Genomic DNA, 22681 nt, shown 5'->3' on the forward strand with positions numbered 1-22681 from the left:
CGGTGCCGCCGACGGGCGGGCGGTGCCCGGGTCCGGGGCGTTCGCGCCCCGGGTGCTGCGGCGCGCGGTCCTGGGCCGCGCGCCCTGCGGACGCACCGCGCGCGCCGTACATGCGGCGGCCGCCGCCCTGCTGGCGCTCGCGCTGGGCGCGGTCGCGGTGCGCGGAGTCGCCGAGCCCGGGGTGGCGCTGGCGTTCACCACCCTGATCGCGCTCGGCGAGTGCGTCCGGATCACCCTTCCGGGGGATCGGGAGCAGGCGCCCATCGGCGCGGCCGGCGCGCTGGCGTACGCCCTGCTCGGGCCGCTGCGCGGGGTGCCGACCGCGCACGGCACGCTCCAGGTGGTCGCGGTGACCGGGACCGGCCTGGTGCTGGCCTGGCTGGCGGGCCTCGTCCTGCCGCGCCGCGTCCTGCCGGACGGCCCCGGGCGCCCCGACCGCCGTCCGGCCTGGGCCGACCCGGCCCGCCGCGACGGCGCCGCGCGCCGGCTGCTCGCCGTCGGCTTCGCCGCCGCCGTCTTCCAGCCGCTCTACAACGGCGGCGCGGTCGACCGCTTCTCGCCCGCGGGCCCGGCGTACGGGGCGTTCCTGACCACCGTCGCCGCGCTGGCCGCGCTCTGCGACGCCACCCTGGCGGCGCTGCAGCGCCGCTCCGGCGGCGGGCCGCGCTTCCCGGCGGCGCTGGAGGACGAGCTGCGCTCGCTGTTCGGCATCGGCTCGGCGATCGTCGCCACCGGGATGCTGGTCAGCCTCGCGGCCGGCGAGGTGGGGCTCTGGGCGCTGCCGCTGTTCTGCAGCCCGCTGCTGCTCGCCCAGGTGTCCTTCCGGCGCGCCGCCGCCGTGCGGGCCACCACCGGGCAGACCATCGCCAGCCTCGCCCGGGCCACCGAGGTGGCCGGCTACACCCCGCACGGGCACGCGCGCAGGGTTGCGGACACGGCGTGCGCGCTGGGCCGCGAGCTGGGTCTGGGCACCCGCGAGCTCGCCCTGTTGGAGTACGCCGCGCTGATGCACGACGTCGGCCAGCTGTCCCTGGTCGAACCGGTGCCGGACGGCGCCACCGCGCTGCTGCCCTGCGCCGAGCAGCAGCGGATCGCCCGGCTCGGCAGCGAGGTGATCAGCCGCACCGGGGTGCCCCGGCAGGTCGCCGAGCAGGTCGCCCGGCTGGCCGACCCGTGCACCGGGCCGGCCGCCGAGGGCCCGGTGCCGCTCGCGTCCCGGATCATCCGGGTCGCCAACGCCCACGACGACCTGCTCACGGCGGCCCGCAGCCGGGGCGTCGGCGAGGCGGTCGGGCGGCTGGAGGCGCTGGAGGCGCTGCGGCTGGGCCGCGGCCGGGTCTACGACGCCCGCGTGGTGGACGCCCTGGTCCGGGTGGGCGGGCAGGCCCGGCGCTGAGGGGCGGTCCGGGGGGGCGGGGCCCGGACGGCCCGGGCCGCCCGCCTCCGCCGCGGGCCCCGGGGAACCGGGCTGGGGGCCCCAGGGGTTGAGCGGGCGGGATCGGGCAGGCAGGCTGGGGAGGGGCGGGCCCCAACCTCGGCGGTGGGGAGCGCGGGCGGGGGCGGGCGTGGTTGGATGCGGTCGTAGCGTGGAACACCGACCCGGGGCACCGGGCCCGCACGCCGTCCGAGGCGGTACGGGCACGGTGGCACGGGACTTGAGCGGACGACGACGGCAGGGACGAACGTGAGGATCTTCCACCGGGCACGGCACCGGCCGTCCGCCACCTGGCGGCAGACGACCGACCGGGCCTTCACGCTGATCGGCGACGGCCGCTACGAGGACGCCGGCGCGCTGCTGGTGATGGCCGCCGACCTGGAGCCGTGGCTCTCCGACTCCTGGTTCAACCTCGCCCTGCTGCACAAGTTCCGCCGGGACTGGGAGCAGGCCCGCTCGGCCGGCCTGCGCGCCGTCGCCCTGCTGGACCGCGAGCACGGCGCCCCGGACTGGTGGAACCTCGGCATCACCGCCACCGCCCTCCAGGACTGGCCGCTGGCCCGCCGCGCCTGGCAGGCGTACGGGCTGAAGCTGCCCGGCGGCCCCGGCGGGCAGCAGGACGGCCCGGTCAGCCTGGACCTCGGCACCACCCCGGTGCGGCTCTCCCCGGACGGCGAGTCCGAGGTGGTCTGGGGCCGCCGGCTGGACCCGGCCCGGATCGAGGTGCTGTCCATCCCGCTGCCGTCCTCCGGCCGCCGCTGGGGCGAGGTGGTGCTGCACGACGGCGCCCCGCACGGCGAGCGGGTCACCGACGGCGTCGCCTACCCGGTGTTCGACGAGATCGAGCTGTGGGCGCCGTCGCCGGTGCCGACCTACGTGGTGCTGCTGCAGGCCGCCACCGCCGGGGACCGGGACGCGCTGGAGCGGCTGGTCGCCGACGCCGGCTACGCGGCCGAGGACTGGACGTCCTCGGTGCGGCTGCTGTGCCGCGCCTGCTCGGAGAGCCGGATGGCCTCCGACGACGGCGTCGCCGCCCACCACGACCCGCACGACGACGGCGACGCCGCCCACCCCGGCCACCTCAGCCACCTCAGCCAGGGCGGCGCGGCCGGGATGTCCTGGCTGGTCGAGCGCGAGTGCGGGATCGCCGCGCCGGCCCACCTGGTGCGCACCCTGCTGGACCGCTGGGTCGCGGCCGCCCCGGCAAGCCGGGCTTACCGGGATCTCGAAGAAGTGTGCTGAGTACCCTGGTGAGGTAACGCGTACACCGACGGAAGCGGAAGACATGGCGGAGCAGGCCGAGCAGCACGAGCACGAGCACGACGTGGAGGGGGCGGCGCCCGAGACGCCCGTGAAGGTGATCGGTGAGGAGCCCGACCTCGGCAAGGGCACCGCGCGCCCGATCACCGTCGTCGGCAATCCGGTGCTGCACCGCGAGGTCAAGGACGTCACCGCGTTCGACGACGAGCTGTCCGCGCTGGTCGACGACATGTTCCAGTCCATGTACGCCGCCGAGGGCGTCGGCCTCGCCGCCAACCAGATCGGCGTCGACCTCAAGGTCTTCGTCTACGACTGCCCGGACGACGAGGGCGTGCGCCACATCGGCCACGTGATCAACCCGAAGCTGGAGGAGTACCCGGCGGATCGCCGCCGCGGCCTGGACGACGGCAACGAGGGCTGCCTCTCCGTCCCCGGCGCCTACGCCGAGCTGCCCCGCCCGGACTTCGCCGCGGTCACCGGCGTCGACAAGGACGGCAAGCCGATCCGGGTCGAGGGCACCGGCTTCTTCGCCCGCTGCCTCCAGCACGAGACCGATCACCTCTACGGCACCCTCTACATCGACAAGCTGTCGAAGCGGGACCGCAAGGACGCCCTGCGGCAGATGGCCGAGGGCACCCCGAAGTACGCGACCGTGCCGAACGAGTAACTCGCCGAGGCCGGTTGGGGGCCGGTCCGGGGATTCCCGGACCGGCCCCGTCCTTTCGTATGGCCGAGGCCGTCCTGGTCGGGCCGGCGGTGTCGGCTGCCGGGTGCGCGCTCGGGCTCGGCATCGCGACCGTCCTGCCCGGCCTGCTGAGCACCGACGGCAGCCGGCTCCGGGCGGGCCCGGCGGCCGTGCCCGCGCCGGCCGTCGTGGCCGCCCGGCCGTCGGCCGGGTGCGCGGATCAGGACTCGCCGTGCTGGCCGCGGGAGAAGATGGTCGGGCTGCCGGGGAGTTCCGGGTTCGCACCGAGGTGGTCGGCCAGGTCGCGCACACCCTCGGCGAGCGTGACCGCCGGTCGGTACCCCAGGCCCGTGAGCTTGGAGATGTCGCCGACCAGCCGGTAGGTGTCGTCCTCGATCTCCGGGATCACGCTGACCTCGGGCGGGACGCCGGTGGCCTCCCCGATCACGTTGACGAGGTCGCGCATCGACACCTCGGTGCCGGAGCCGATGTTGAACACCTCGCCCGGTTCGGCCCGGTCGGCGATCGTCAGCAGCCCCTGGACCAGGTCGGTGACGTGGACGAAGTCGCGGGTCTTGCGGTCGATGTCGCCCACGATCTGGATGGGCCGGTGGTTGAGGTGCCAGCGCAGGAAGCGTCCGACCTCGACCATCGCCTCGTGCGGGTTCTCCCCGGGGCCGTAGACGCAGAACGGTCGGCCGACCACCACGGGCAGCCCGCAGGCGCGGTGGAGGGCCAGGCAGGTGATCTCACCGCTGAGCTTGGACGCCCCGTACGGCACGAAGGGGCGGGTCGGGTGGTCCTCGTCCATCGGGAACCGCCGGGGTATGCCGTAGACGGACGCGGACGAGACGTAGACGACCCGGCGTACGGACGCCTTGAGGAGGGCCTCGGCGAAGGAGAGCGTGCCGAGCGCGTTGATCTCGAAGTCCAGGCGGGGCTGGGTCACCGACAGGGTGCCGTTCGCGTTGGCGGCGACGTGGAAGGCCAGGTCGGCGTCGTCCACGGCCTCGGCGATGGCGTCGACCTCGCGGATGTCCAGCATGTGCAGGGTGGCCCCGGACGGCGCCGAGATGCTCGTCGCGGTCCGGGCGTTGTCGATGATCGCCACTTCCTTGCCCAGGAAGAGCAGGGCGTTGGTCAGGTGCCGGCCGACGAAACCCAGTCCGCCCGACACCAATACCTTGTCGTATTCTTCGAGCATATATTCGATATATCAGCCGTTGAACACGCCCGCGCTCCAGGCCTGCGGAACCGCGTCCGTCCGGGTGAAATATCGGGCGGACAGGAATGGGGCCGGTGCGGACCACCGTCCGCACCGGCCCTCGGCCTCGGTTCGGGTCCCCTACGGGATGAAGAGCCACTCCGGACCGTAGGTCGAGTGGGGGTCGCTGGGGAGCTTGACGGCGTTGATCCGCTCTGCGGTGTCGCCCAGGTCGCCCATGTCGCTGATCGCGTCGAACAGCCGGTCCGGGGTTCCGCGCCAGGCGTCGTGGAGGGCCTTCAGCATGTCGGTGTAGGTGGCGTTGAACTCCTGCAGCACGGCGGCGGTGGCCGCGTCGGGTGCGTTGGCGGGGTCGTTCGCCCAGCCGCCGGCGGGGACGCGGGCGACCGGTGCGGTGGGCGGGAGCGGAACGTCGGGGCCGGTGAACTCGAACTTCCCGGTGGCGGGGTTCTTCACCAGCTTCTTGCCGACGGCGATCTCCTTGAAGGCGTAGTAGTGGGCGAGTTCGTCCGTGGGCCCGGGGAAGGGATTGGCCGGGGAAGCCGTGGTGCCCTCGCCCTGGGTCTGGATGATGTCGATCGCCTTCAGGACGTCGTCGATGGTGTTCATCGCGACGATGTCGTTGCCCGCGCCGTGGCCCGACCCGAGCGGGAAGGTCACCTGGTTCTGCCCGGTCAGCAGGTGCGCGAAGTTCGGGAAGACATCGGCGATGCGCTGGTAGAAGGCGCCGATCGTGTTGCCGTCCGCGGCGAAGGCCAGCGGGTTCTCGGGCTTCTCGATGTCGGAGAAGAGGGTGGCGGACTCGCGGGTCAGCCCGCTGAGGAAGACCTCCAGCCCCGGGTTGACGCCACCCGGCAGCTCGCCGGGGTACTTGGGGACGGTGAGCGGGTCGATGAGGGCCACGGTGCCGCCGATGCTGGTGAGCATGTTGCAGACCAGGCCGAAGTGCGACATCTCGTCGAAGACGATCTCGCGGATGGTGCGGCGGACGGGCTGGGTCTTGTCGGTGATCGACCAGAGCGCGGTGGCGTAGGGCGGGATGGTGGAGAGCTCCAGCATGATCGCCCGCTGGAGCGCGTCCTTGAGCTCCTGCTCGGTCCAGTCCTCCTCGGCGATGTTCATGAGCTGGACGATCGCGTCGCTCTCGTAGTCCAGGATGCCGGTCGTCGCCACGGTGTACCCCTTTCGTTCGGCTGTGCGCCGGACCGTAGCCGGGGCTCGGTCGTCCGCGGGCGTGGAATGCCGGTGCGGCCCGGGAGTTCATCCGGACGGGCGCGCGTGGACCTGCGGCCGCCCCGCCCGGCGTGAACGCCGGGCGGGGCGGGGGACTTCAGGGCCGGGAGGTGACGGTGATCGGGCGGGCGGTCCAGTCGGTCATGTCGCCGACGTGGAGGGTGACGCTCCAGCTGTCGTCGTTCTCGCCGGAGAGTGCCGCAGGACCTGAGTGGCACAAGTCGCCGACGGACATGACAGCGGTGCCCCGCACGGGCCGTTGGCCGTGCGGGGCACCGCTGTCGTTCGTTCTTCTCGTCCTAGAAGTCGTCCTAGAAGTCGTCGTCGAAGGCGACGGTGCCCTCGACGGCGACCTGGTACGCCGACACCCGGCGCTCGAAGAAGTTGGTCAGCTCCTGGACGTTCTGGAGCTCCATGAAGCCGAACGGGTTCGTCGACCCGTAGCGGATCGGCAGGCCGAGGCGCGCGAGGCGCTGGTCCGCCACCGCCTGCAGGTACTCCCGCATCGACGCGGTGTTCATGCCGGGCAGGCCGTCACCGCACAGGTCCTGGGCGAACTGGAGCTCGGCCTCGACGGCCTCCTCCAGCATCTCCGTCACCTGCTTGGCCATCTCGTCGTCGAAGAGGTCGGGCTCCTCCTCGCGGACGGTGTCGACGACCGACATCGCGAAGTCCATGTGCATGGACTCGTCGCGGAACACCCAGTTGGTGCCGGTGGCCAGGCCGTGCAGCAGGCCCCGGCTGCGGAACCAGTACACGTAGGCGAACGCGCCATAGAAGAACAGGCCTTCCACACACGCCGCGAAGCAGATCAGGTTGAGCAGGAACGCCCGCCTGTCCTCCTTCGTCTGCAGCGACTCGATGTGGTCGACCGCGTTCATGTACTTGAAGCAGAACTGGGCCTTCTGGCGGATGGAGGGGATGTTCTCCACCGCGGCGAAGGCCGCGTTGCGGTCCTCCGGGTCGGGCAGGTAGGTGTCGAGCAGCGTCAGGTAGAACTGGACGTGCACGGCCTCCTCGAACAGCTGGCGCGACAGGTACAGCCGCGCCTCCGGGGAGTTGATGTGCTTGTAGAGGCTCAGCACCACGTTGTTGGAGACGATCGAGTCACCGGTGGCGAAGAACGCGACCAGTCGCCCGATGAGGTGGCGCTCGCCCTCGCTGAGCTTCGCCAGGTCCGCGACGTCCGAGTGCAGGTCCACCTCCTCCACCGTCCAGGTGTTCTTGATGGCGTCCCGGTACCGGTCGTAGAACGACGGGTAGCGCATCGGACGCAGGGTCAGCTCGAAGCCGGGGTCGAGCAGCATCTTGCGGTCTTCGGACGGGGACATCACTGGCAGGCCTCGCAGGACTCGGGGTTCTCCAGGGAGCAGGCGATGGCGGCTTCCTGCTCCGGGGTGAGGGTCGGGCTGTTCACGGGCACGGGCGCCGGCGCGGCGGCGCGGGCGGTGCCGGACGCGGCCTGGGCGATCCGGGTGGCCGGGCGTGAACGCAGGTAGTAGGTGGTCTTCAGGCCGACCTTCCACGCGTAGGCGTACATCGAGCTGAGCTTGCCGATGGTCGGCGCCGCCATGAACAGGTTCAGGGACTGGCTCTGGTCCAGGTACGGCATGCGGGCCGCCGCCAGGTCGATCAGCGCGCGCTGCGGCAGCTCCCAGGCCGTCCGGTACAGCGAACGGACCTCGGCGGGCAGCCAGTTCAGCTCCTGCACCGAGCCGTTGGCGTCGCGCAGGGCGTCCCGGGTCTGCTGGTCCCAGACGCCCAGCTCCTTGAGCTCGCGCACCAGGTACGGGTTGACCTGGAGGAACTCGCCGCTCAGCGTCTCGCGCTTGAACAGGTTGGACACCTGCGGCTCGATGCACTCGTACACGCCGGCGATGGAGGCGATGGTCGCGGTCGGCGCGATGGCCAGCAGCAGCGAGTTGCGCAGGCCGGTCTCGGCGATCCGGGCGCGCAGCGCCGTCCAGCGGTCGGCCCACTGCGGGGCGGCGCTCGGGAAGTGGTCGATGTGCAGCTCGCCCCGGGCGGCGCGGGTCTCGCCGTACGCCTCGTGGCGGCCCAGCTGCTCGGCCAGGTCGGCGGAGCGCTCGTAGGCGGTGAGCATGATGCGCTCGGCGATCAGCGTGGACAGCTGCTTCGCCTCGGCGGAGTCGAAGTCGATCCGCAGCTTGAAGAAGACGTCCTGGAGGCCCATCACGCCCAGGCCGACCGGCCGCCAGCGGGAGTTGGACGTCCCGGCCTCGGTGGTCGGGTAGAAGTTGATGTCCACCACGCGGTCGAGGAAGGTGACGGCGGTGCGCACGGTGGCGTCCAGCCGCTCCCAGTCCATGGCGCCGAGCAGGTCGGCGGCCGAGGCGCCGGAGGCCACGTGGGCGCCCAGGTTGACCGAGCCCAGGTTGCAGACGGCGGTCTCGGAGTCGTCCGTGACCTCCAGGATCTCGGTGCACAGGTTGGAGGAGTGCACCGTGCGGCCCGGCAGCGCGGTCTGGTTGGCGGCGCGGTTGGAGGCGTCCTTGAAGGTCATCCAGCCGTTGCCGGTCTGCGCCAGGGTGCGCATCATGCGGGCGTACAGGGTCTGCGCCGGGATGGTGCGCACGGCCTTGCCGGCCAGCTCGGCCTTGCGGTACGCCTCGTCGAAGTCGGCGCCCCACAGGTCGACCAGCTCGGGCACGTCGGCCGGCGAGAACAGCGACCAGTCCTCGTTGGCGTTGACCCGGCGCATGAACTCGTCCGGGATCCAGTGCGCCAGGTTGAGGTTGTGGGTGCGGCGGGCCTCTTCGCCGGTGTTGTCGCGGAGCTCCAGGAACTCCTCGATGTCGGCGTGCCAGGTCTCCAGGTAGACGCAGGCCGCGCCCTTGCGGCGGCCGCCCTGGTTGACGGCGGCGACCGAGGAGTCGAGGGTGCGCAGGAACGGCACGATGCCGTTGGACTTGCCGTTGGTGCCGCGGATCAGGCTGCCGCGCGAGCGGATGCGCGAGTAGGACAGGCCGATGCCGCCGGCGTGCTTGGAGAGGCGGGCGATCTGCGCGTAGCGGTTGTAGATCGAGTCCAGGTTGTCCAGCGGCGAGTCGAGCAGGTAGCAGCTCGACATCTGCGGGTGCCGGGTGCCGGAGTTGAAGAGCGTCGGCGAGGAGGTCAGGTACTCCAGGCGGCTCATCAGGCCGTACAGCTCGGCCACCTCGCGCACCGACTGCTCGCTGTCGCCGACCGCCAGGCCGCAGGCGACGCGGAGCAGGAAGTGCTGCGGGGTCTCGATCACCTTGCGGGTGATCGGGTGGCGCAGCAGGTAGCGGGACTGCACGGTGCGCAGGCCGAAGTATTCGAAGCGGTCGTCGCCCGCGGTGTCGACCAGCGCGTCCAGGGCGGCGGCGTGCTTGGCGACGAAGGCCGCGGTGGTGTCGCCGATCAGGCCCTCGGCGTGGCCGACGGCGATCGAGGCGGAGAAGGACGTCGAGCCCTGGCTGTTCGCCTCGTCGACGATCTCCAGGGCGAGCAGGCGGGCGGCCAGCTTCGAGTACTGGGGGTCCTCGGCGATCATCGACGCGGCGGCGTCCACGGCCAGCCCGCGGAGTTCGGCGAAGTCCGAGCCGGCGTGGCGGCCGCGCAGCGCGGCGGCGGCGACGTGGCCGGGGTCGACCTCGGTGAGGTCGGTGCTGCGGTCGGTGAGCAGCCGCAGCAGGGCGCCGCCGGGGTCGGAGACCGTCGGGTCGGTGAAGGCGGTACCGGAGCCCTGGGCGGGCAGGGTGGCTGAGGCAGCGGTGGTCAAGGCGCTCTCTCCTGGCGGCGATCGGCGGCGGTGATCGGGGGCCACCGGGCCGATCGGGGCAGGGGAGCACGGCACGAACGCAGACGGCGTCGCGCGACGGTGACTCCCCGGCCCGCCCGCGAGGCCCGGAGGGGTACTGCTCGTGCCGGCGCGGCCTCTGCGGGAGGGCCGTGGCGCACGCCGTCGGCAGGTACTCGGACTCGCGGGCACGGCTGCTGGAGCCGCCCGCACACCGCTGCGGGGCAGTCCCGGATTCGCACCGGGTTCCCCTGCATCGACAGCAGGAGTGAGCATACATGTAGTGGTGTCTCCCTGAAGCGGCCCCAGATGTAGTGCGGCGCCGCGTGTCTGGGCGATAACCGGTCGTGCCGGAACCATGGCGGACGATGGCCCTCGGCGACTCCGGAAGCCGGGCCGGGGCGTCCTGGTTTCGATACGGAATGGCCACCGGGAGGACCGGTGGTCATGCGGATGCCCTACGATCTGGGCGCATGAGCGACGGAACTGGCGTACCTGGGCAGGGGCCGCAGGGAACGCCTCCCGCCGGGCCGGGGGGCGCACAGAGTCAGCAGCCGGTGGTACCTGGTCCGGTACCGCCGCCGAGTGGAGGTTTCGGGCCGCCGCCCGCCTCGTACGGGCCGGTCGTGCCGTCGGCGCAGCCGGTCGCACAGCCCATCCCTCCGGTGCCGCATCCGGTGGCGCCTGCGCCGCAGCCGGCCCCGCCGGTCGGTCAGCCGCAGCCCCAGCCGCACCCGGTCGGTCAGCCGCACCCGGTCGCGCAGCCGCAGCCGAACCCCCAGCCGCAGTGGCACCTGCAGCAGCAGCCCCAGCAGCCCGTCCCGCCGCAGCGGGTCGAGCCGGACTGGGACGCGCTGGCGGACCGCAACGAGGCCGACGGCAAGCGCCGTCGCCGGATGAGGGTCATCGGCGTGGTGGCCGCGGTCGCCGTGGTCGGCGGCCTGGCCGCCGGCGGCGTGCTGCTGTTCAAGGGCAAGAAGGACAACGGCCCCACGACGGCCACCACCACCCCGCCGACGGCCAACCCGAGCGCCTCCGGCACGCCCGGCCAGCCGGACGACCCGTCGAAGCCGATCTGGGAGGTCGCCACCGACCCGGCGCCGCAGGACGCGGGAGCGCTCTTCTCCTCGCTCCAGGTGACGATCAACGGTGCCACCTGGAACCGGACCGTGGTGGCTCTGGACTCGCCCTGCTGGGACGGGAACTCCACGACCGGCGGGCTGGGCAAGGTGCTCGGCGACCAGGGGTGCCAGCAGGTGCTCCGGGCGACGTACGTGTCCGGTGAGAGCGCGGTCACCGTCGGGGTGGCGGTCTTCGACCACAAGATCCAGGCCGAGACCGCGACGAAGAACTTCGCCGGTCAGCTCAAGGGCGCGCCCGCGGCCGGATCGCCGGCGTTCTGCGCCGCCGCCGGCTGCACGGGCACCCACAACAGCCTGGGCCGGTACGCGTACTTCACCGTCGAGGGATCGGCGAAGGGCGGCAACGCCCCGGACGCCACGGCGACCGCGGCGGCCTCCGGGTTCGCCGAGCACGTGAAGGGGCAGCTGCTCAAGCGTGCCAAGGCCGCGTCCTCGGCCGCGCCCGGTGTTCAGGGGACCCCGCCGGCTCCGGCGGGCTGACCTGCCGGGACGCCGCCGCCGGTGACCCCGGCGGGTCGGCCCGCCGGGACACTCCGGCCCCGGTGGACCGTTCGCGGGGGCCGGGGGAGTGTGGCAGGCTCTCGGGACAGTCATTTCGCATGCGTGTTCCGGTTGCGTCCGTGGGGGGCGGCGCCGGCGAGCAACCGGAGGAGCGGTCCGTGGCCCTGCCCAGAGCCCTGCGCGGCAAGCCCGCCGTCCTGGCCGCGGCCGGGGCCCTCGTCGCCGCGGGAGCGGTCTTCCTGCTCGACCACGACGGCAGGGCCGACGGCGAACAGCCCCCGAGGGTCCCGGTGTCGGTCGGCCTTCCCGGACGCACCCTGCCGCCGGAGGTCGGCCGGGACCTGCTCGCCCGGGACCCGCAGGCCTCGCCGAACGCCCGCGCGGTCCAGCAGTTCCTCGCCGACCTGGAGGCCCAGGCCCGTACCGGGCAGAGCGGCGGCACGGTGATCGGCCAGCACGTCGAGGCGCACAACGAGCGCAACAACCCCGAGTACGGGGACTACCGGGGCACCAAGCAGGTCGGCTACTACTACAAGAAGGCCGCCGACATCACCGGCAAGCTGCCCGGCTTCGTGGAGACCGACCTCGGCCCCGGCTACGGCCAGAACGGCTGGGGCGTCGGCAACCCGCGCTCCTACTCGGCCGGCCGCTGGCCCACCTGCCGGGCCGGCTGGCAGTACACCGACGACGCCGTCGACCTGCTGTCCGCCGTCTGGAGCGGCCACCCGCGCGCCGAGGACGGCGGCTACGGCGCGGCGGGCGTGCAGCAGAACTGCGACGGCAGCAGCACCGAACTGCCCGACAACGGCGGCGGCCCGGCCGGGATCGTCGGCATGTCCTTCCACCAGCCGTACCCCGGCTCGGAGGTCAAGTCCTTCGACCGGGTGCTCTGTTCGAACTCGCCGGCGGCCAAGGACCCCGACTGGTTCGGGCGGGTCGTGGACGCGGCGCACGACACCCCCGAGTACCGCGCGCTGATCACCGACCTCTCCTACCTGGCCGACCACCTGGAGTACCTGGCCGCCCACGACGTGCCGGTGCTGCTGCGCCCGTACCACGAGATGAACGTGCTGGACTGCTCCCGCCGGTTCTGGTGGGCGGGCCAGAAGCCGGCCGAGTACCAGGCGCTGTGGAAGATCACCTACCGGTACCTGGTGGAGACCCGGGGGCTGCACAACCTGCTGTTCGTCTGGACGCCGGTGTCCTGGGACGGCGCCCCGGGCGTGGACCCCTGGGACTACTACCCGGGCGCCCGGTTCGTCGACGTGGTCGGGGTGGACGACTACAGCGGCAGCCCGGCGCACCCGATCGGCACCGGCGAGGTGTGGACCAAGCGGTACTACGACGGGCTGTCCGCCTACGGCAAGCCGCGGATGCTGGCCGAGTCCTTCGCCGTCCCGGTCAACTCCCGCCAGCCGGAGACCCTGCGGCGCACGCCCTGGACGATCTGGACGGTCTGGGGGCAGTCGCTCACCGCGAACAACCTGCTGCCGGACCAGCCGCGCAACTCGGCCGCGGACGTCACCGCGACGTACCGCAGTCCGCTGGCGCTCACCGGCGGCTCCGGCACCTTCGGCGCGAACGTCGACTGGAGTGGTCTGCACGTGCGTTGAGCCGCCCGCACCGTCGGCCCGGTGGTCGGCGGTGTGAGGTGGGCCGCACCGCGCGCTCCGCCGAACGGGTGGAATTCCGGCTCCGTTGCGGCGTGTGGCATCCTGTGGCGGCGAAGCCGAGGGCGGGCGAACGGCCGGGACGGGCCCAAAGGGGCGGGGGATACGGGATGACAGGGACGGGTCCGATGCGCGTGGCCGGCGGCGTGGCCGTCGGCTGGGGCGCGGTGCTGCTCGGCTGGGCCGGGTACAACTGCTTCGGCCAGGTCGGCGTCGCCACGTACCTCAAGGGCGTCTTCTACTACGGCGGCTCCTCGGTGAACGCCGAGACCGGCAGCCTCAACTACGGCCTGCTGTACCTGGTTGCGGGCATCCTGCTGCTGCGCGGGCGCAACTGGGCGCTCGGGGTGGCGGCCGGTGTCGCGCTGGTCGAGGGGTACAACCGGGTGCGCAGCCTGGTCGGGGCGCTGCTGGACGCGCCGCAGCGGGAGTGGTTCACCGGTACCACCGAGGGCTGGCTCAAGCTCGCGACCTTCGGGATCGGGGTGGTGGTCACCGCGGTGCTGATCGCGCTGCTGGGCCGTTCGGTCTGGCGGGAGCAGCCGGGCGGCGCAGCGGCCCAGGCGCCGCCGCCGTTCCAGTCCCAGCCCGCCGCCTGGGGGCAGCCGCAGCCTCAGCCGTACCCGCAGCCCGGCTGGCCGCAGCCCTTGCCCGGACAGCACCAGCCCGGCTGGGGCCAGCCGCCGGCGCCGCTGCCGTACCCGCAGCACCAGCAGCAGCCCGCCCAGCCGTGGCCCGGCGTCCAGCCGCAGCCCGGCGCGCCGGCCCCCGGTCCGGTGACTCCGGGCCAGGTGCCGACCGGCCCGGTCGCGCCGCCGCCCGCGGACCGTCCGCCGCAGGGCTGACCCACCGGGCTGACCGATCACGAACGACCCCTGCCCCGCCCGGGGCCGAGCCGACACCAGACGAGGAACCACTTTCGCCATGTCATCGACAACCGCCGAGCGGACGGTGCTGACCACGTCCCGCGAGGCCGCCCGGCTCGCCGAGCGACAGATGTCGTGGAAGCCCCGGGTGGCGCCGTTCTACATATCCTTCGTGATCATCTTCGCGTTCTCGGTGTGGGCGTACGTGCCCAACCCCACGCCGCTAGGCTGGGCGATCACCATCCTGTGGGGCATGCCGGTGTTCGGCGTGCTGATCGGCTTCCAGGGTGTGCTGATGGTCCGCCGCCGGCTGCGCCAGGTCAGCCGGATGACGCCGGCCGCACCCGTCGAGGACGACTTCCTGATCGTGCTGGTGCCGACCATCGGCCGCCACGACACCTACCCGGCGCTGGAGCGCTCGGTGCTCTCGTACGTCGAGCACCTGCCGCCGTACTTCCCGTGGATGCGGGTGGACATCCTCACCGAGGAGGGCTGCGCCGCCGCGGAGAAGATCGACGAGCTGGCCGAGCGCCACCCGCTGATCCGGGTGGTGACCGTGCCGAAGGCGTACGAGACGCCCAACGGCACCAAGTTCAAGGCCCGCGCCAACCACTACTCGCACGAGCTGCGGATCGAGGAGGGCGAGGCCGAGGACGACGTCTGGGTGCTGCACATGGACGACGACACCGGCGTCGGCCCGGACACCGCCGCCGCCGTCGCCCAGTTCGTCAACCGGCAGCGCCGGGCCGGGGACGACGCCAAGCACATGGCGCAGGGCATCCTGACGTACCCGCGCGAGAACGCCGTCTCCACCTTCACCTGGCTCGCCGACGCGATCCGCCCGGCCGACGACATCGCCCGCTTCCGCGCGATGACCGGCACCGGCACCCCGATCGCGGGCGTGCACGGCGAGCTGCTGATCGTGCGCTCGTCGGTGGAGGCCACCATCGGCTGGGACTTCGGACCGAAGACCATCGTCGAGGACGCCCAGATGGCGCTCAACTTCTGCCAGCGCTACCCCGGCCGCAGCGACTGGTTCAACGGCCGCTGCTACGGCGCCTCGCCGGCCGGCGTCAAGGACTTCCTCAAGCAGCGCGAGCGCTGGGCCTGGGGCCTGGTCGCGCTCTGCTTCAACAAGACCATCCCGCTGCGGTACCGGCTGTTCATCGGGATGGGCATGGTCAGCTGGGTGCTGGGCCCGCTGCAGCACGTCGGACTGGTGCTGCTGGTGGCGTGGTTCACCGGCACCTGGAACACCTCGCCGGTCACCCAGTCCGTGGTGCTGGTCTGGGCGATCAACTTCGCCTACGTCATCTGGACGTACTGGGAGGGCCTGCGGCTGAACGTGGTGGCCTCGGCCAACCACCGGCGCAAGTGGTGGGAGCCGATCGTGGTGGTGGCGGGCATTCCGCTCTTCTCCTTCCTGGAGGGCTGGGGAGGGCTGAGGGGACTGATCAAGTTCCTGAAGCGCGAGGAGAACAAGTTCGTCGTCATCGCCAAGCCGGCCTGATCGGAAGTCACGACAGTGAAGCGCCCCGTCATCTTCATCCTCCCGACCGTGGTGGTCGCCCTCACCGTCGGCATCCCGCTGGTCTGGGGAGACCACCCGATCAAGTTCGACCACCAGCGTCCCACCACGGTGCGCTGGGCCGGCGCACCGACCGAGCAGGGCCGGGTCTGGGGCTTCGGCAAGGACGCGCCGCCGGTGGAGGACACCGGCCCCAAGGTGGCCCGCCCGTGGACCAAGGGCAGCCCGGAGTGGGGCGTCCAGGTGTACTGGCTGGACGACCCGGCGGACCCGGACAGCTTCGTCCAGGGCAAGGTCGACCGCATCGTGAAGTACGTGGTCGGGCTGAACGCCAACTCCCTCTCAGTGACGTTCCCGTACTACACGACCGGGCCGAAGTCGAACGCCGTCGCCGCCCGGCCGACCACCCCTTCCCCGGAGCGGCTGGCGCTGCTGCTGGACGCCGCCCACCGGGCCGGTCTGCGCACCACCGTACGGCCGATCCTGGACGAGGAGGTGTTCAACTACTCCGCCACCGGTGTGTGGCGCGGCAACATCGCGCCCGCCGACAAGGAGGCCTGGTTCGGCAGCTACGCCACCTTCCTGGCGCCGTACCTGAAGACCGCCCAGGAGCACTCCGCGACCGAGTTCACCATCGGCACCGAGTTCAACTCGCTGGAGAACGACCCGCACTGGCCCGGCCTGATCGAGCAGGCCCGGAAGACCTTCCGGGGCCAGCTGGTGTACGACGCCAACTGGGACAACTGGTCCAAGGGGCCGCTCCCGCTGCCGACCGACGGCACCGGTGTGGACGCCTACTTCCCCGCCAAGGCGGCGGGCGACGACGCCCCGGTGGCCGACCTGGTGGCCAGCTGGCAGGGCTGGCTCGACAAGCGCGGCGCGGGTCCGCAGCCGGCCACCAAGCTCACCGAGGTGGGCATCCCGGCGCAGAAGGGCGCCTACAAGACGCCCGGCGACTTCTACACCAAGCGCGAGCTGAACGAGGCCGTCCAGGCAGCCTGGTTCACCGCGGTCTGCCAGGTGGCGCAGGAGCGCAAGCTGGGCGGGGTGTACTTCTGGTCGCTCTACTTCGGCATCGACCCGACCCTGCCGACCAACCAGGACACCCCGCGGATGGACTTCGCCGGGCGCCCCGCCTCCGAGCAGGCGATCCGCAGCTGCTTCGCGCAGACCTACGAGCTGCCGCCCTCCTGAGCCGCGCCGCCCCACGGGGGGCAGCGCCGCTAGCGCCCGTCGCCCTGGGGCCCGGTCGCCTTGGCGGTCGGGGTCCGGGTGGGCTTCGCCGGGGGGTGGCTGCTCGGCTTGCCGGTCGACGTCGGGGTGGGCGTCGGAGTCGGCGTCGGTGTCGGCGTGGCCGTCGGGGTCGGAGTGGGCGTGGGAGACGGCGTCGGCGTCACGGCGGGCTGACCCGGCGTCGCGCCGGCCAGGGCGCCCGCGATCTCCTTCTCCAGCCAGGGGGTGACGAACCGCATGCCGGCCGAGGTGAGGTGCACCCCGTCGTTGGCCGGGGAGACCAGGTGGCCCGCCTTGTCCTTCCAGGCGCAGGTCTCGTACGGGCAGTAGAAGGTGTTGAGGTCGAGCAGCCGGACGGTTCCTCCGGAGGCCTTCACGAAGTCGCCGACCTGCTGGTTGTAACAGGTGCCCCAGGTCTTGTTGATGGCGCCGTTCTCGACCCGCTCGTTCATCAGCAGCACCTGGGCGCCCTGCGCGCGGCGGCGGATCTGCTCCACGGCCTGGGAGAGCTGGGTGCCGTACCGGGTCCGGTAGTCCTCGTCGCACGGGTTGAGCCAGCTGCCGTCGAGGTACTGCTCGGCGGCGTCCCAGCCGAGGTGGACCACGACGGCCTGCGGCCCGGTGCCCAGCTGCCGGTCCCAGGCGGCGGCCCGGTCGCGGCACTCCCGGCTGGTCTCGAACTCCTCCTGGGAGGTGGTGCGGACCTTCTCCGAGCCGAACACCCCGCAGCCGCTGATGCCGCCGTCGACGACGCGGTAGCGGTCGCCGTGCCGGTACAGGCCGGTGGAGAGGTCCTGGGAGAAGGAGTCACCGAGGAGCAGGACCATCGGCCGGCCCGGCCCGGACTTCATGTCGTGCGTCACCCAGGCGGGCAGGTACCAGGCGCCGGTGGTGGCCACCGCGGCGGTGACGGCCACCAGCGGGACGGCCGGGAAGGCCCGCCAGCGCAGCACCCGGAGCTTCTCCGTGCCGGTGTGCAGCAGCCAGGCCAGGACCCAGGAGACCGGCGCGCCGATGAGCAGCAGCCGCTTCGGCGAGATGTCGTCGACGTAGTGCTGGAGCAGCCAGTACACCGGCAGGTGGAGCAGGTAGAGGCTGTAGGAGATGGTGCCGGTGAGCCGCAGCGGGGGCAGCGACATCAGCCACACCAGCGGGCCCCGCTCCTGGCAGAGCGAGACGGTGAGGACGGCGGCGAGGGCCGCGACCACGGCCAGCCCGCCCTGGTAGAGCCACGGCTCGTGGTAGTTGCCGACGGAGAGGCTGGCCCAGACCAGGCCGCCGAGGGCCGCGGTGCCCACCAGGGTGGGCAGGACGGGTCCGGCCGGCCCGCGCGAGCGGGAGCGCGATCCGCCGGAGGACCCGGCGCGGACCTTGCGGCGCAGCCACAGGTAGACCCCGAAGGCGGCGGTGGCGCCGGCCGCGAAGCCGACCGCACGGGTCTCGGTGCCGAGGTAGAGGCGGTCGCTGTTGTCGCCGTTCCACATCAGCGGGGCGATCAGCGCGGCGACGACGAACAGTCCGGCGGTGACGAAGCCGGCCGCGCGGACGGAACGTCGGCAGATCCCGTAGACCATGAGCAGCAGCAGCGGCCAGAGCGCGTAGAACTGCTCGGTGATGCTGAGCGACCACATGGCCGCGAGCGGGTCGATCGAGGAGAAGTGCTGCCAGTAGGCGTCACCGCGCGACAGCTGGGCCCAGTTGGCGATCTGGGCGAGCGCGGCCAGCGCCTGCGGACGGAGGTCCCTGACGTCCCGTAGCGGACTGACCAGGGCGGACAGCCCCACCACCAGGATGATGGTGGCGAACAGGCCGGGCAACAGCCGCTTGGCCCGGCGGCGGTAGAAGACGCCGAGCCGGATGCCGTCGGTGCGGTCCAGCTCGCGGACCAGCACCAGGGTGACCAGGAAGCCGGAGAGGACGAAGAAGACGTCCACGCCGAACAGACCGTTCTGGAACCAGTTGGTGTGGTACAGCAGCACCGACGCGATGGCGAGGCCGCGCAGACCGTCGACCGCCTTGAAGCGGACGGAGGGCGGCAGCGGACCGCGGGGTACCGGGGTCGGTGCGGGGATCGCGTAGCGGCTGGTGGCGGGGGCTTCGTAGCCCCTGCTCCTGCGCATGTCCTGGAGCGTGGGTCCGCTCGAGGGCGCGCCGAGGCCGGGCCCGTCGTCCATGTGGTCTGTTCCCCCGGGGTCGATCGACTGTCGCGACATGCTCAGAGGGCATGACTTGATCTGTGGTTTATATCAAAAGACGTCTGTTGATCGTCTGTCGGTCACCGGCCGGTGGGACGGCCGGCGACGTCCTACGGGTGCTCAGGCCCGTTCGTCAGAACGCCATGGTGTAGACCATCAGGTCCATCCCCGGGTACGGCGCCCAGTCGCGTTCGGGCGTGCGCAGGAAGCCGATGCGTTCGTAGACCCGGTGGGCGGTGGTCATCTCCGGGCGGGTGGAGAAGGCCATGCCGGCCAGGCCGAGTTCGCGGCTGCGGGCGACGGTGGCGCGGACCAGGGCCTCGCCGACGCCGCGGCCGCGGGAGGCGGCGGCGGTGGCGAGCATCCGGATCTCGCCCTCCCGGGGGGAGGCGATGTCCGCCCACTCGGTGCCGCCGACCGCGAAGGTCACGCAGCCGAGGACGCCGGCTCCGGCCGCGTCGACGGCGACCAGGAGTTCGGCCTCGCGGGCCCGCCGGGCGGCGTCGCGCAGCTGCTCGACGTAGCCGCTCGTGGGCTTGGTGTAGCCGTCGCCGACGAAGGCCTCGACGGTGATCCGGCCCGCGTCGTGGAGGTCCTCCGGGAGGGCCTGGCGGATGAGGAAGTCCATCGGGCCAGTGTGCCGGAGCCCCCTGCCGGGCGGTGCTCCGGGGTCGAACGGACCGGCGGGCAGCCCGGACCCGGCCCCGACTGCCGGAGCCCCCTGCCGGACGGGGGCCGGGGAGCGGTCAGCCCGCCTCGACCGCCAGGTGCCCGACCCCGTTCCAGCCGTCCGGCCGCAGCCGCCCGTCCTGGGCCCGCCAGAGGCTGGTGGAGCAGTTGTGCACCGGCCCGAGCGCGGTGAGCTGTTCCTCGGTGAGCCGGTCCAGCGCGTAGCGGAGCATCAGCACCGTGCAGTCGTGGGCGACCAGCAGGACGGGCCGACCGGCCTCCTCCTCGCAGAGGTCGCGCAGCAGGCTGCGCACCCGCAGGGCGACGTCGGTCCAGGACTCGCCGCCGGGCGGGCGGTAGTACAGCTCGCCCATCTTGCGCCGCCGGGCCGCCTCCTCGGGGTGCTTGGCCTCGATCGCGGCCTTCGGCAGCATCTCCAGGACGCCGAGCTCGCGGTCGCGCAGCCGCTCGTCGTACCGGACGGGCAGGGTGACCGGGACGGCGCCCAGTCCGGCGGCCTGGGCGAGCGCGATGCGGGCGGTCTCGGCGGTGCGCACGTACGGCGAGCACCAGACGCTGCGCGGGCGGTCGGCGCTGGGCAGGCCGGCCCACCAGTGGCCGAGGGCCTGGGCCTGCCGGCGGCCGTGCAGGGACAGCGGGATGTCGGCGTCACGGCAGCTGATCGGGACACTGAGCGCTCCGGCGGCCTCGGCCAGCTGGAACTCGACGTTGGCGGTGGACTCCCCGTGCCGGGTGGCGATCAGCACGGACGGCAGCCGGCCGGCCGCCGCCGGGCGGTGGGCGGTGCCGTGCTGGCCGTGGCCGCCGGGGTGCTGGGCGTGGCCGGCGCCGTGCTGCCCCGGGCCGCCGGGGTGCTGGGCCTGGGTGGTGCCGGGCTGGCCCTGCGCGGTGCCGTGGTGGTGCTGGCTCTGGGTGGACTGGTGCTGGCCGTTGAGGGTGGTGCCGAGTTCTGCCATGGCCGCGAGCTCCCCGTGGTCGATCAGGTTCCGGCCGGATGCCGGTCCGGTCTGGTGGTGCCCGGCGTGCACGCCTGTTCATACATATGATCGCGCCGCCTTCTCCAGTGTTCACGGAGAAGGCGGCGCGATCACAGGGCGCGTACGGCGCGAATCAGTGCGCCGCTACGGGCTCCGGCGCGTTCTTCAGCTCGTCGTCGCCGGCTTCGGCGCTGTAGTCGGACGGCTTGGTCTCGTCCGGGAGCACCGGCGCCTTGACCGCCCGCAGCACCAGGGTGAGCGCCACCGCGACGATCAGGTTGAGCGCGAAGGCGGTCACCCCGATGTAGCCGATCTCGCCGATGCCGGGGATCTCGGCCGCGTTGCCGCCGAAGTGCTTGGTGGCCTTGCTGGAGATCCCGTACGCCTCCCAGGTGCCGTAGACCATGCCGGCCGCCCAGCCGGCGAACAGCGCCCAGTGGTGGAACCAGCGGGTGAACAGGCCGCCGACGATCGCCACGAAGGTCTGCAGGATCCACAGGCCGCCCAGCAGCTGGAGGTTGATGGCGGCCTGCTTGTCCATGCCCAGCACGAAGACCAGCGCGCCGACCTTCACCAGCAGCGAGACCAGCTTGGCGACCCTGGTCTCGTCGGCGGGGGTGGCGGCGGGCTTGAGCCAGTCCTTGTAGACGTTGCGGGTGAACAGGTTGGCCGCCGCGATGGACATGATGGCGGCCGGCACCAGCGCGCCGATGCCGATCGCGGCGAAGGCCACGCCGGTGAACCAGTCCGGGAACATGTCGGCGAACAGCTGGGGCACCGACAGCTGGGCGTTGTAGCCCTTGACGCCCTTGCCGACGCCCGCCGCCAGCGCCATGAAGCCGAGCAGCGCCAGCAGGCCCAGCATCAGCGAGTAGGCGGGCATGATCGCCATGTTGCGGCGCACGGTCTTGCGGGACTTGGAGGCCAGCACGCCGGTCACCGAGTGCGGGTACATGAACAGCGCCATCGCCGAGCCGAGCGCGAGCGTGGCGTACGTCCACTGCTTGTTCTCGGGGATGGTCAGCGAGCCGGCCTTGGTCTCCTTGAAGTGCTGCGCGGCCGTGTCGAAGATGTGCCCGTAGCCGCCGAGCCGGATCGGGATGTAGATCACCGCGACGATGATCACGATGTAGACCAGGGCGTCCTTGACGAAGGCGATCAGCGCCGGGGCGCGCAGGCCGGAGGAGTAGGTGTAGGCGGCCAGCACACCGAAGGCGATGAACAGCGGCAGGTCCTTGACGAACCAGTTGGCGTTCTCCCCGCCGCCGACCCCCAGCACGTCCAGGACGGCCTGGATACCGACGAGTTGCAGGGCGATGTACGGCATGGTGGCCAGGATGCCGGTGAGCGCGACCACCAGCGACAGCGGCCGCGAGCCGTACCGGCCGCGCACGAAGTCGGCCGGGGTCACGTAGCCGTGCACCCGGGAGACCGACCAGAGCCGGGGCAGGAAGAGGAAGACCAGCGGGTAGGCGATGATCGTGTACGGCACCGCGAAGAAGCCCGCCGCGCCGGTCGCGTACACGGCCGCCGGGACGGCGACGAACGTGTACGCGGTGTAGAGGTCGCCGCCGAGCAGGAACCAGGTCACCCAGGTTCCGAAGCTGCGGCCGCCCAGGCCCCACTCGTCCAGGTGCGCAGCGTCGCCCGCGCGGCGCCAGCGCGAGGCGAGGAAGCCCATCACCGTGACCAGGGCGAAGAACAGCACGAAGACCACGAGGGCCGGCACGTTGACGTCCTTCATCGGGCACCGCCCTTCCGGGCCGCCGCGCGGGCCTTCTCGTCCCGGGTGATCAGCAGGTAGGCGGCGACCGTGAACACGGCCGACACCGGCACCCAGAGCAGCTGGTACCAGTAGAAGAACGGCATCCCGGCGACCGCCGGGTCGCCCTTGTCGTACGAGGACACCCAGAGCATCGCGACGATCGGCACGAGCAGGGCGAGCGCGGCCAGCACCCGCTCGGGCGTCACGGCCGGGACGGGATCCCCGGCTGGCTCGGGCATGACATCTTCGACGAAGGGTCGATCAGAGGGCATCTTCGGCTCCGCTCCGGAGGGTTCCCCGTCGGCGCCGCAGCCCGGCCGGCGCCGAGCGCCGTACGGACCCGCCGAGCAGCACCATCGGTGATCGGCAGTCAGATCATTACGGCTGCGCAATCTAGAGCATGGGGTGATCCATGTCACCGGGATTGACGGAAGTTCCCACCAGTCGGACGGAACCGGCCGGTGTCCACCGCCGCGGGACCGGAAACGGGTG

18 protein-coding genes and 1 riboswitch are annotated in these 22681 nt (G+C 72.4%); of the genes, 8 read left to right on the forward strand and 10 right to left on the reverse strand.

The window, feature by feature from the left end:
* Positions 1-22: 22 nt before the first annotated feature.
* The 3 genes from ACZ5GH_RS22650 to def all read left to right on the forward strand — a co-directional run bounded on the left by ACZ5GH_RS22650 (position 23) and on the right by def (position 3362).
* A complete protein-coding gene (locus tag ACZ5GH_RS22650; RefSeq protein ID WP_464335125.1) occupies positions 23-1396 on the forward strand; it encodes an HD-GYP domain-containing protein in 1374 nt (457 codons plus the stop codon).
* Positions 1397-1684: 288 nt separating this feature from the next.
* Positions 1685-2677, forward strand: coding sequence for a tetratricopeptide repeat protein (locus ACZ5GH_RS22655; protein ID WP_387750078.1), 993 nt, complete (start codon positions 1685-1687; stop codon positions 2675-2677).
* Positions 2678-2720: 43 nt separating this feature from the next.
* Positions 2721-3362, forward strand: a complete 642-nt coding sequence (gene def, locus ACZ5GH_RS22660; RefSeq protein WP_387750080.1) for a peptide deformylase — start codon at positions 2721-2723, stop codon at positions 3360-3362.
* Between the two features lie 238 nt (positions 3363-3600).
* On the opposite strand, the gene ACZ5GH_RS22665 is transcribed toward def, so the two are convergent.
* The 5 genes from ACZ5GH_RS22665 to ACZ5GH_RS22685 all read right to left on the reverse strand — a co-directional run bounded on the left by ACZ5GH_RS22665 (position 3601) and on the right by ACZ5GH_RS22685 (position 9580).
* Positions 3601-4584, reverse strand: a complete 984-nt coding sequence (locus ACZ5GH_RS22665) for an NAD-dependent epimerase/dehydratase family protein (RefSeq protein WP_387750083.1) — start codon at positions 4582-4584, stop codon at positions 3601-3603.
* A gap of 141 nt (positions 4585-4725) precedes the next feature.
* Positions 4726-5778 carry a ferritin-like domain-containing protein gene (locus ACZ5GH_RS22670; protein WP_387750086.1) on the reverse strand — a complete coding sequence of 351 codons (1053 nt, stop codon included), beginning with the start codon at positions 5776-5778 and terminating at the stop codon, positions 4726-4728.
* A gap of 157 nt (positions 5779-5935) precedes the next feature.
* Complete coding sequence (locus ACZ5GH_RS22675) at positions 5936-6073, reverse strand: hypothetical protein (RefSeq protein ID WP_387750089.1); 138 nt, start codon at positions 6071-6073, stop codon at positions 5936-5938.
* 76 nt (positions 6074-6149) lie between these two features.
* On the reverse strand, positions 6150-7169 hold the full coding sequence (locus ACZ5GH_RS22680; protein ID WP_387750092.1) for a ribonucleotide-diphosphate reductase subunit beta: 1020 nt from the start codon (positions 7167-7169) through the stop codon (positions 6150-6152).
* Positions 7169-9580 carry a ribonucleoside-diphosphate reductase subunit alpha gene (locus ACZ5GH_RS22685; protein ID WP_387750593.1) on the reverse strand — a complete coding sequence of 804 codons (2412 nt, stop codon included), beginning with the start codon at positions 9578-9580 and terminating at the stop codon, positions 7169-7171. The genes ACZ5GH_RS22680 and ACZ5GH_RS22685 overlap by 1 nt, the downstream gene beginning before the upstream one ends.
* Before the next feature lie 192 nt (positions 9581-9772).
* A riboswitch (cobalamin riboswitch) is annotated at positions 9773-9898 on the reverse strand.
* Between the two features lie 401 nt (positions 9899-10299).
* Here ACZ5GH_RS22685 and ACZ5GH_RS22690 point away from each other — a divergent pair.
* The 5 genes from ACZ5GH_RS22690 (at position 10300) to ACZ5GH_RS22710 (ending at position 16523) form a co-directional block, all read left to right on the forward strand.
* Positions 10300-11244, forward strand: a complete 945-nt coding sequence (locus tag ACZ5GH_RS22690; RefSeq protein ID WP_387750094.1) for a hypothetical protein — start codon at positions 10300-10302, stop codon at positions 11242-11244.
* 179 nt (positions 11245-11423) lie between these two features.
* Entirely contained in the window at positions 11424-12878 is a 1455-nt protein-coding gene (locus ACZ5GH_RS22695; protein WP_387750097.1) for a glycoside hydrolase family 26 protein, read from the forward strand.
* 167 nt (positions 12879-13045) lie between these two features.
* On the forward strand, positions 13046-13780 hold the full coding sequence (locus ACZ5GH_RS22700; RefSeq protein WP_464335126.1) for a hypothetical protein: 735 nt from the start codon (positions 13046-13048) through the stop codon (positions 13778-13780).
* A gap of 79 nt (positions 13781-13859) precedes the next feature.
* Complete coding sequence (locus tag ACZ5GH_RS22705; protein ID WP_387750102.1) at positions 13860-15311, forward strand: glycosyltransferase family 2 protein; 1452 nt, start codon at positions 13860-13862, stop codon at positions 15309-15311.
* A gap of 15 nt (positions 15312-15326) precedes the next feature.
* Complete coding sequence (locus ACZ5GH_RS22710) at positions 15327-16523, forward strand: glycoside hydrolase family 113 (RefSeq protein WP_387750105.1); 1197 nt, start codon at positions 15327-15329, stop codon at positions 16521-16523.
* Positions 16524-16552: 29 nt separating this feature from the next.
* Here the strand turns inward: ACZ5GH_RS22710 and ACZ5GH_RS22715 are convergent, their stop codons facing one another.
* The 5 genes from ACZ5GH_RS22715 to ACZ5GH_RS22735 form a co-directional block, all read right to left on the reverse strand.
* Positions 16553-18682 (reverse strand): acyltransferase family protein, encoded by a 2130-nt coding sequence (locus ACZ5GH_RS22715; RefSeq protein WP_387750108.1) that lies wholly within the window; start codon positions 18680-18682, stop codon positions 16553-16555.
* A 208-nt stretch (positions 18683-18890) separates the two neighbouring features.
* Entirely contained in the window at positions 18891-19385 is a 495-nt protein-coding gene (locus ACZ5GH_RS22720) for a GNAT family N-acetyltransferase (protein ID WP_387750111.1), read from the reverse strand.
* 118 nt (positions 19386-19503) lie between these two features.
* Positions 19504-20403, reverse strand: coding sequence for a histidine phosphatase family protein (locus ACZ5GH_RS22725; protein ID WP_464335127.1), 900 nt, complete (start codon positions 20401-20403; stop codon positions 19504-19506).
* A gap of 154 nt (positions 20404-20557) precedes the next feature.
* Entirely contained in the window at positions 20558-22168 is a 1611-nt protein-coding gene (mctP, locus tag ACZ5GH_RS22730) for a monocarboxylate uptake permease MctP (RefSeq protein ID WP_387750117.1), read from the reverse strand.
* Positions 22165-22428, reverse strand: a complete 264-nt coding sequence (locus ACZ5GH_RS22735; protein ID WP_464335128.1) for a DUF3311 domain-containing protein — start codon at positions 22426-22428, stop codon at positions 22165-22167. The genes mctP and ACZ5GH_RS22735 overlap by 4 nt, the downstream gene beginning before the upstream one ends.
* Positions 22429-22681: the final 253 nt, after the last annotated feature.

The sequence above is a fragment of the Kitasatospora sp. Xyl93 genome (genome assembly GCF_055383135.1).

Bases quoted from the DNA above. Each gene is read 5' to 3' on its own strand.
- def (WP_387750080.1), top strand. From the start codon at position 2,721: ATGGCGGAGCAGGCCGAGCAGCACGAGCACGAGCACGACGTGGAGGGG.
- ACZ5GH_RS22665 (WP_387750083.1), bottom strand. From the start codon at position 4,584: ATGCTCGAAGAATACGACAAGGTATTGGTGTCGGGCGGACTGGGTTTC.
- ACZ5GH_RS22675 (WP_387750089.1), bottom strand. From the start codon at position 6,073: ATGTCCGTCGGCGACTTGTGCCACTCAGGTCCTGCGGCACTCTCCGGC.
- ACZ5GH_RS22680 (WP_387750092.1), bottom strand. From the start codon at position 7,169: ATGTCCCCGTCCGAAGACCGCAAGATGCTGCTCGACCCCGGCTTCGAG.
- ACZ5GH_RS22700 (WP_464335126.1), top strand. From the start codon at position 13,046: ATGACAGGGACGGGTCCGATGCGCGTGGCCGGCGGCGTGGCCGTCGGC.
- ACZ5GH_RS22705 (WP_387750102.1), top strand. From the start codon at position 13,860: ATGTCATCGACAACCGCCGAGCGGACGGTGCTGACCACGTCCCGCGAG.
- ACZ5GH_RS22715 (WP_387750108.1), bottom strand. From the start codon at position 18,682: ATGCGCAGGAGCAGGGGCTACGAAGCCCCCGCCACCAGCCGCTACGCG.
- ACZ5GH_RS22720 (WP_387750111.1), bottom strand. From the start codon at position 19,385: ATGGACTTCCTCATCCGCCAGGCCCTCCCGGAGGACCTCCACGACGCG.
- ACZ5GH_RS22725 (WP_464335127.1), bottom strand. From the start codon at position 20,403: ATGGCAGAACTCGGCACCACCCTCAACGGCCAGCACCAGTCCACCCAG.
- mctP (WP_387750117.1), bottom strand. From the start codon at position 22,168: ATGAAGGACGTCAACGTGCCGGCCCTCGTGGTCTTCGTGCTGTTCTTC.
- ACZ5GH_RS22735 (WP_464335128.1), bottom strand. From the start codon at position 22,428: ATGCCCGAGCCAGCCGGGGATCCCGTCCCGGCCGTGACGCCCGAGCGG.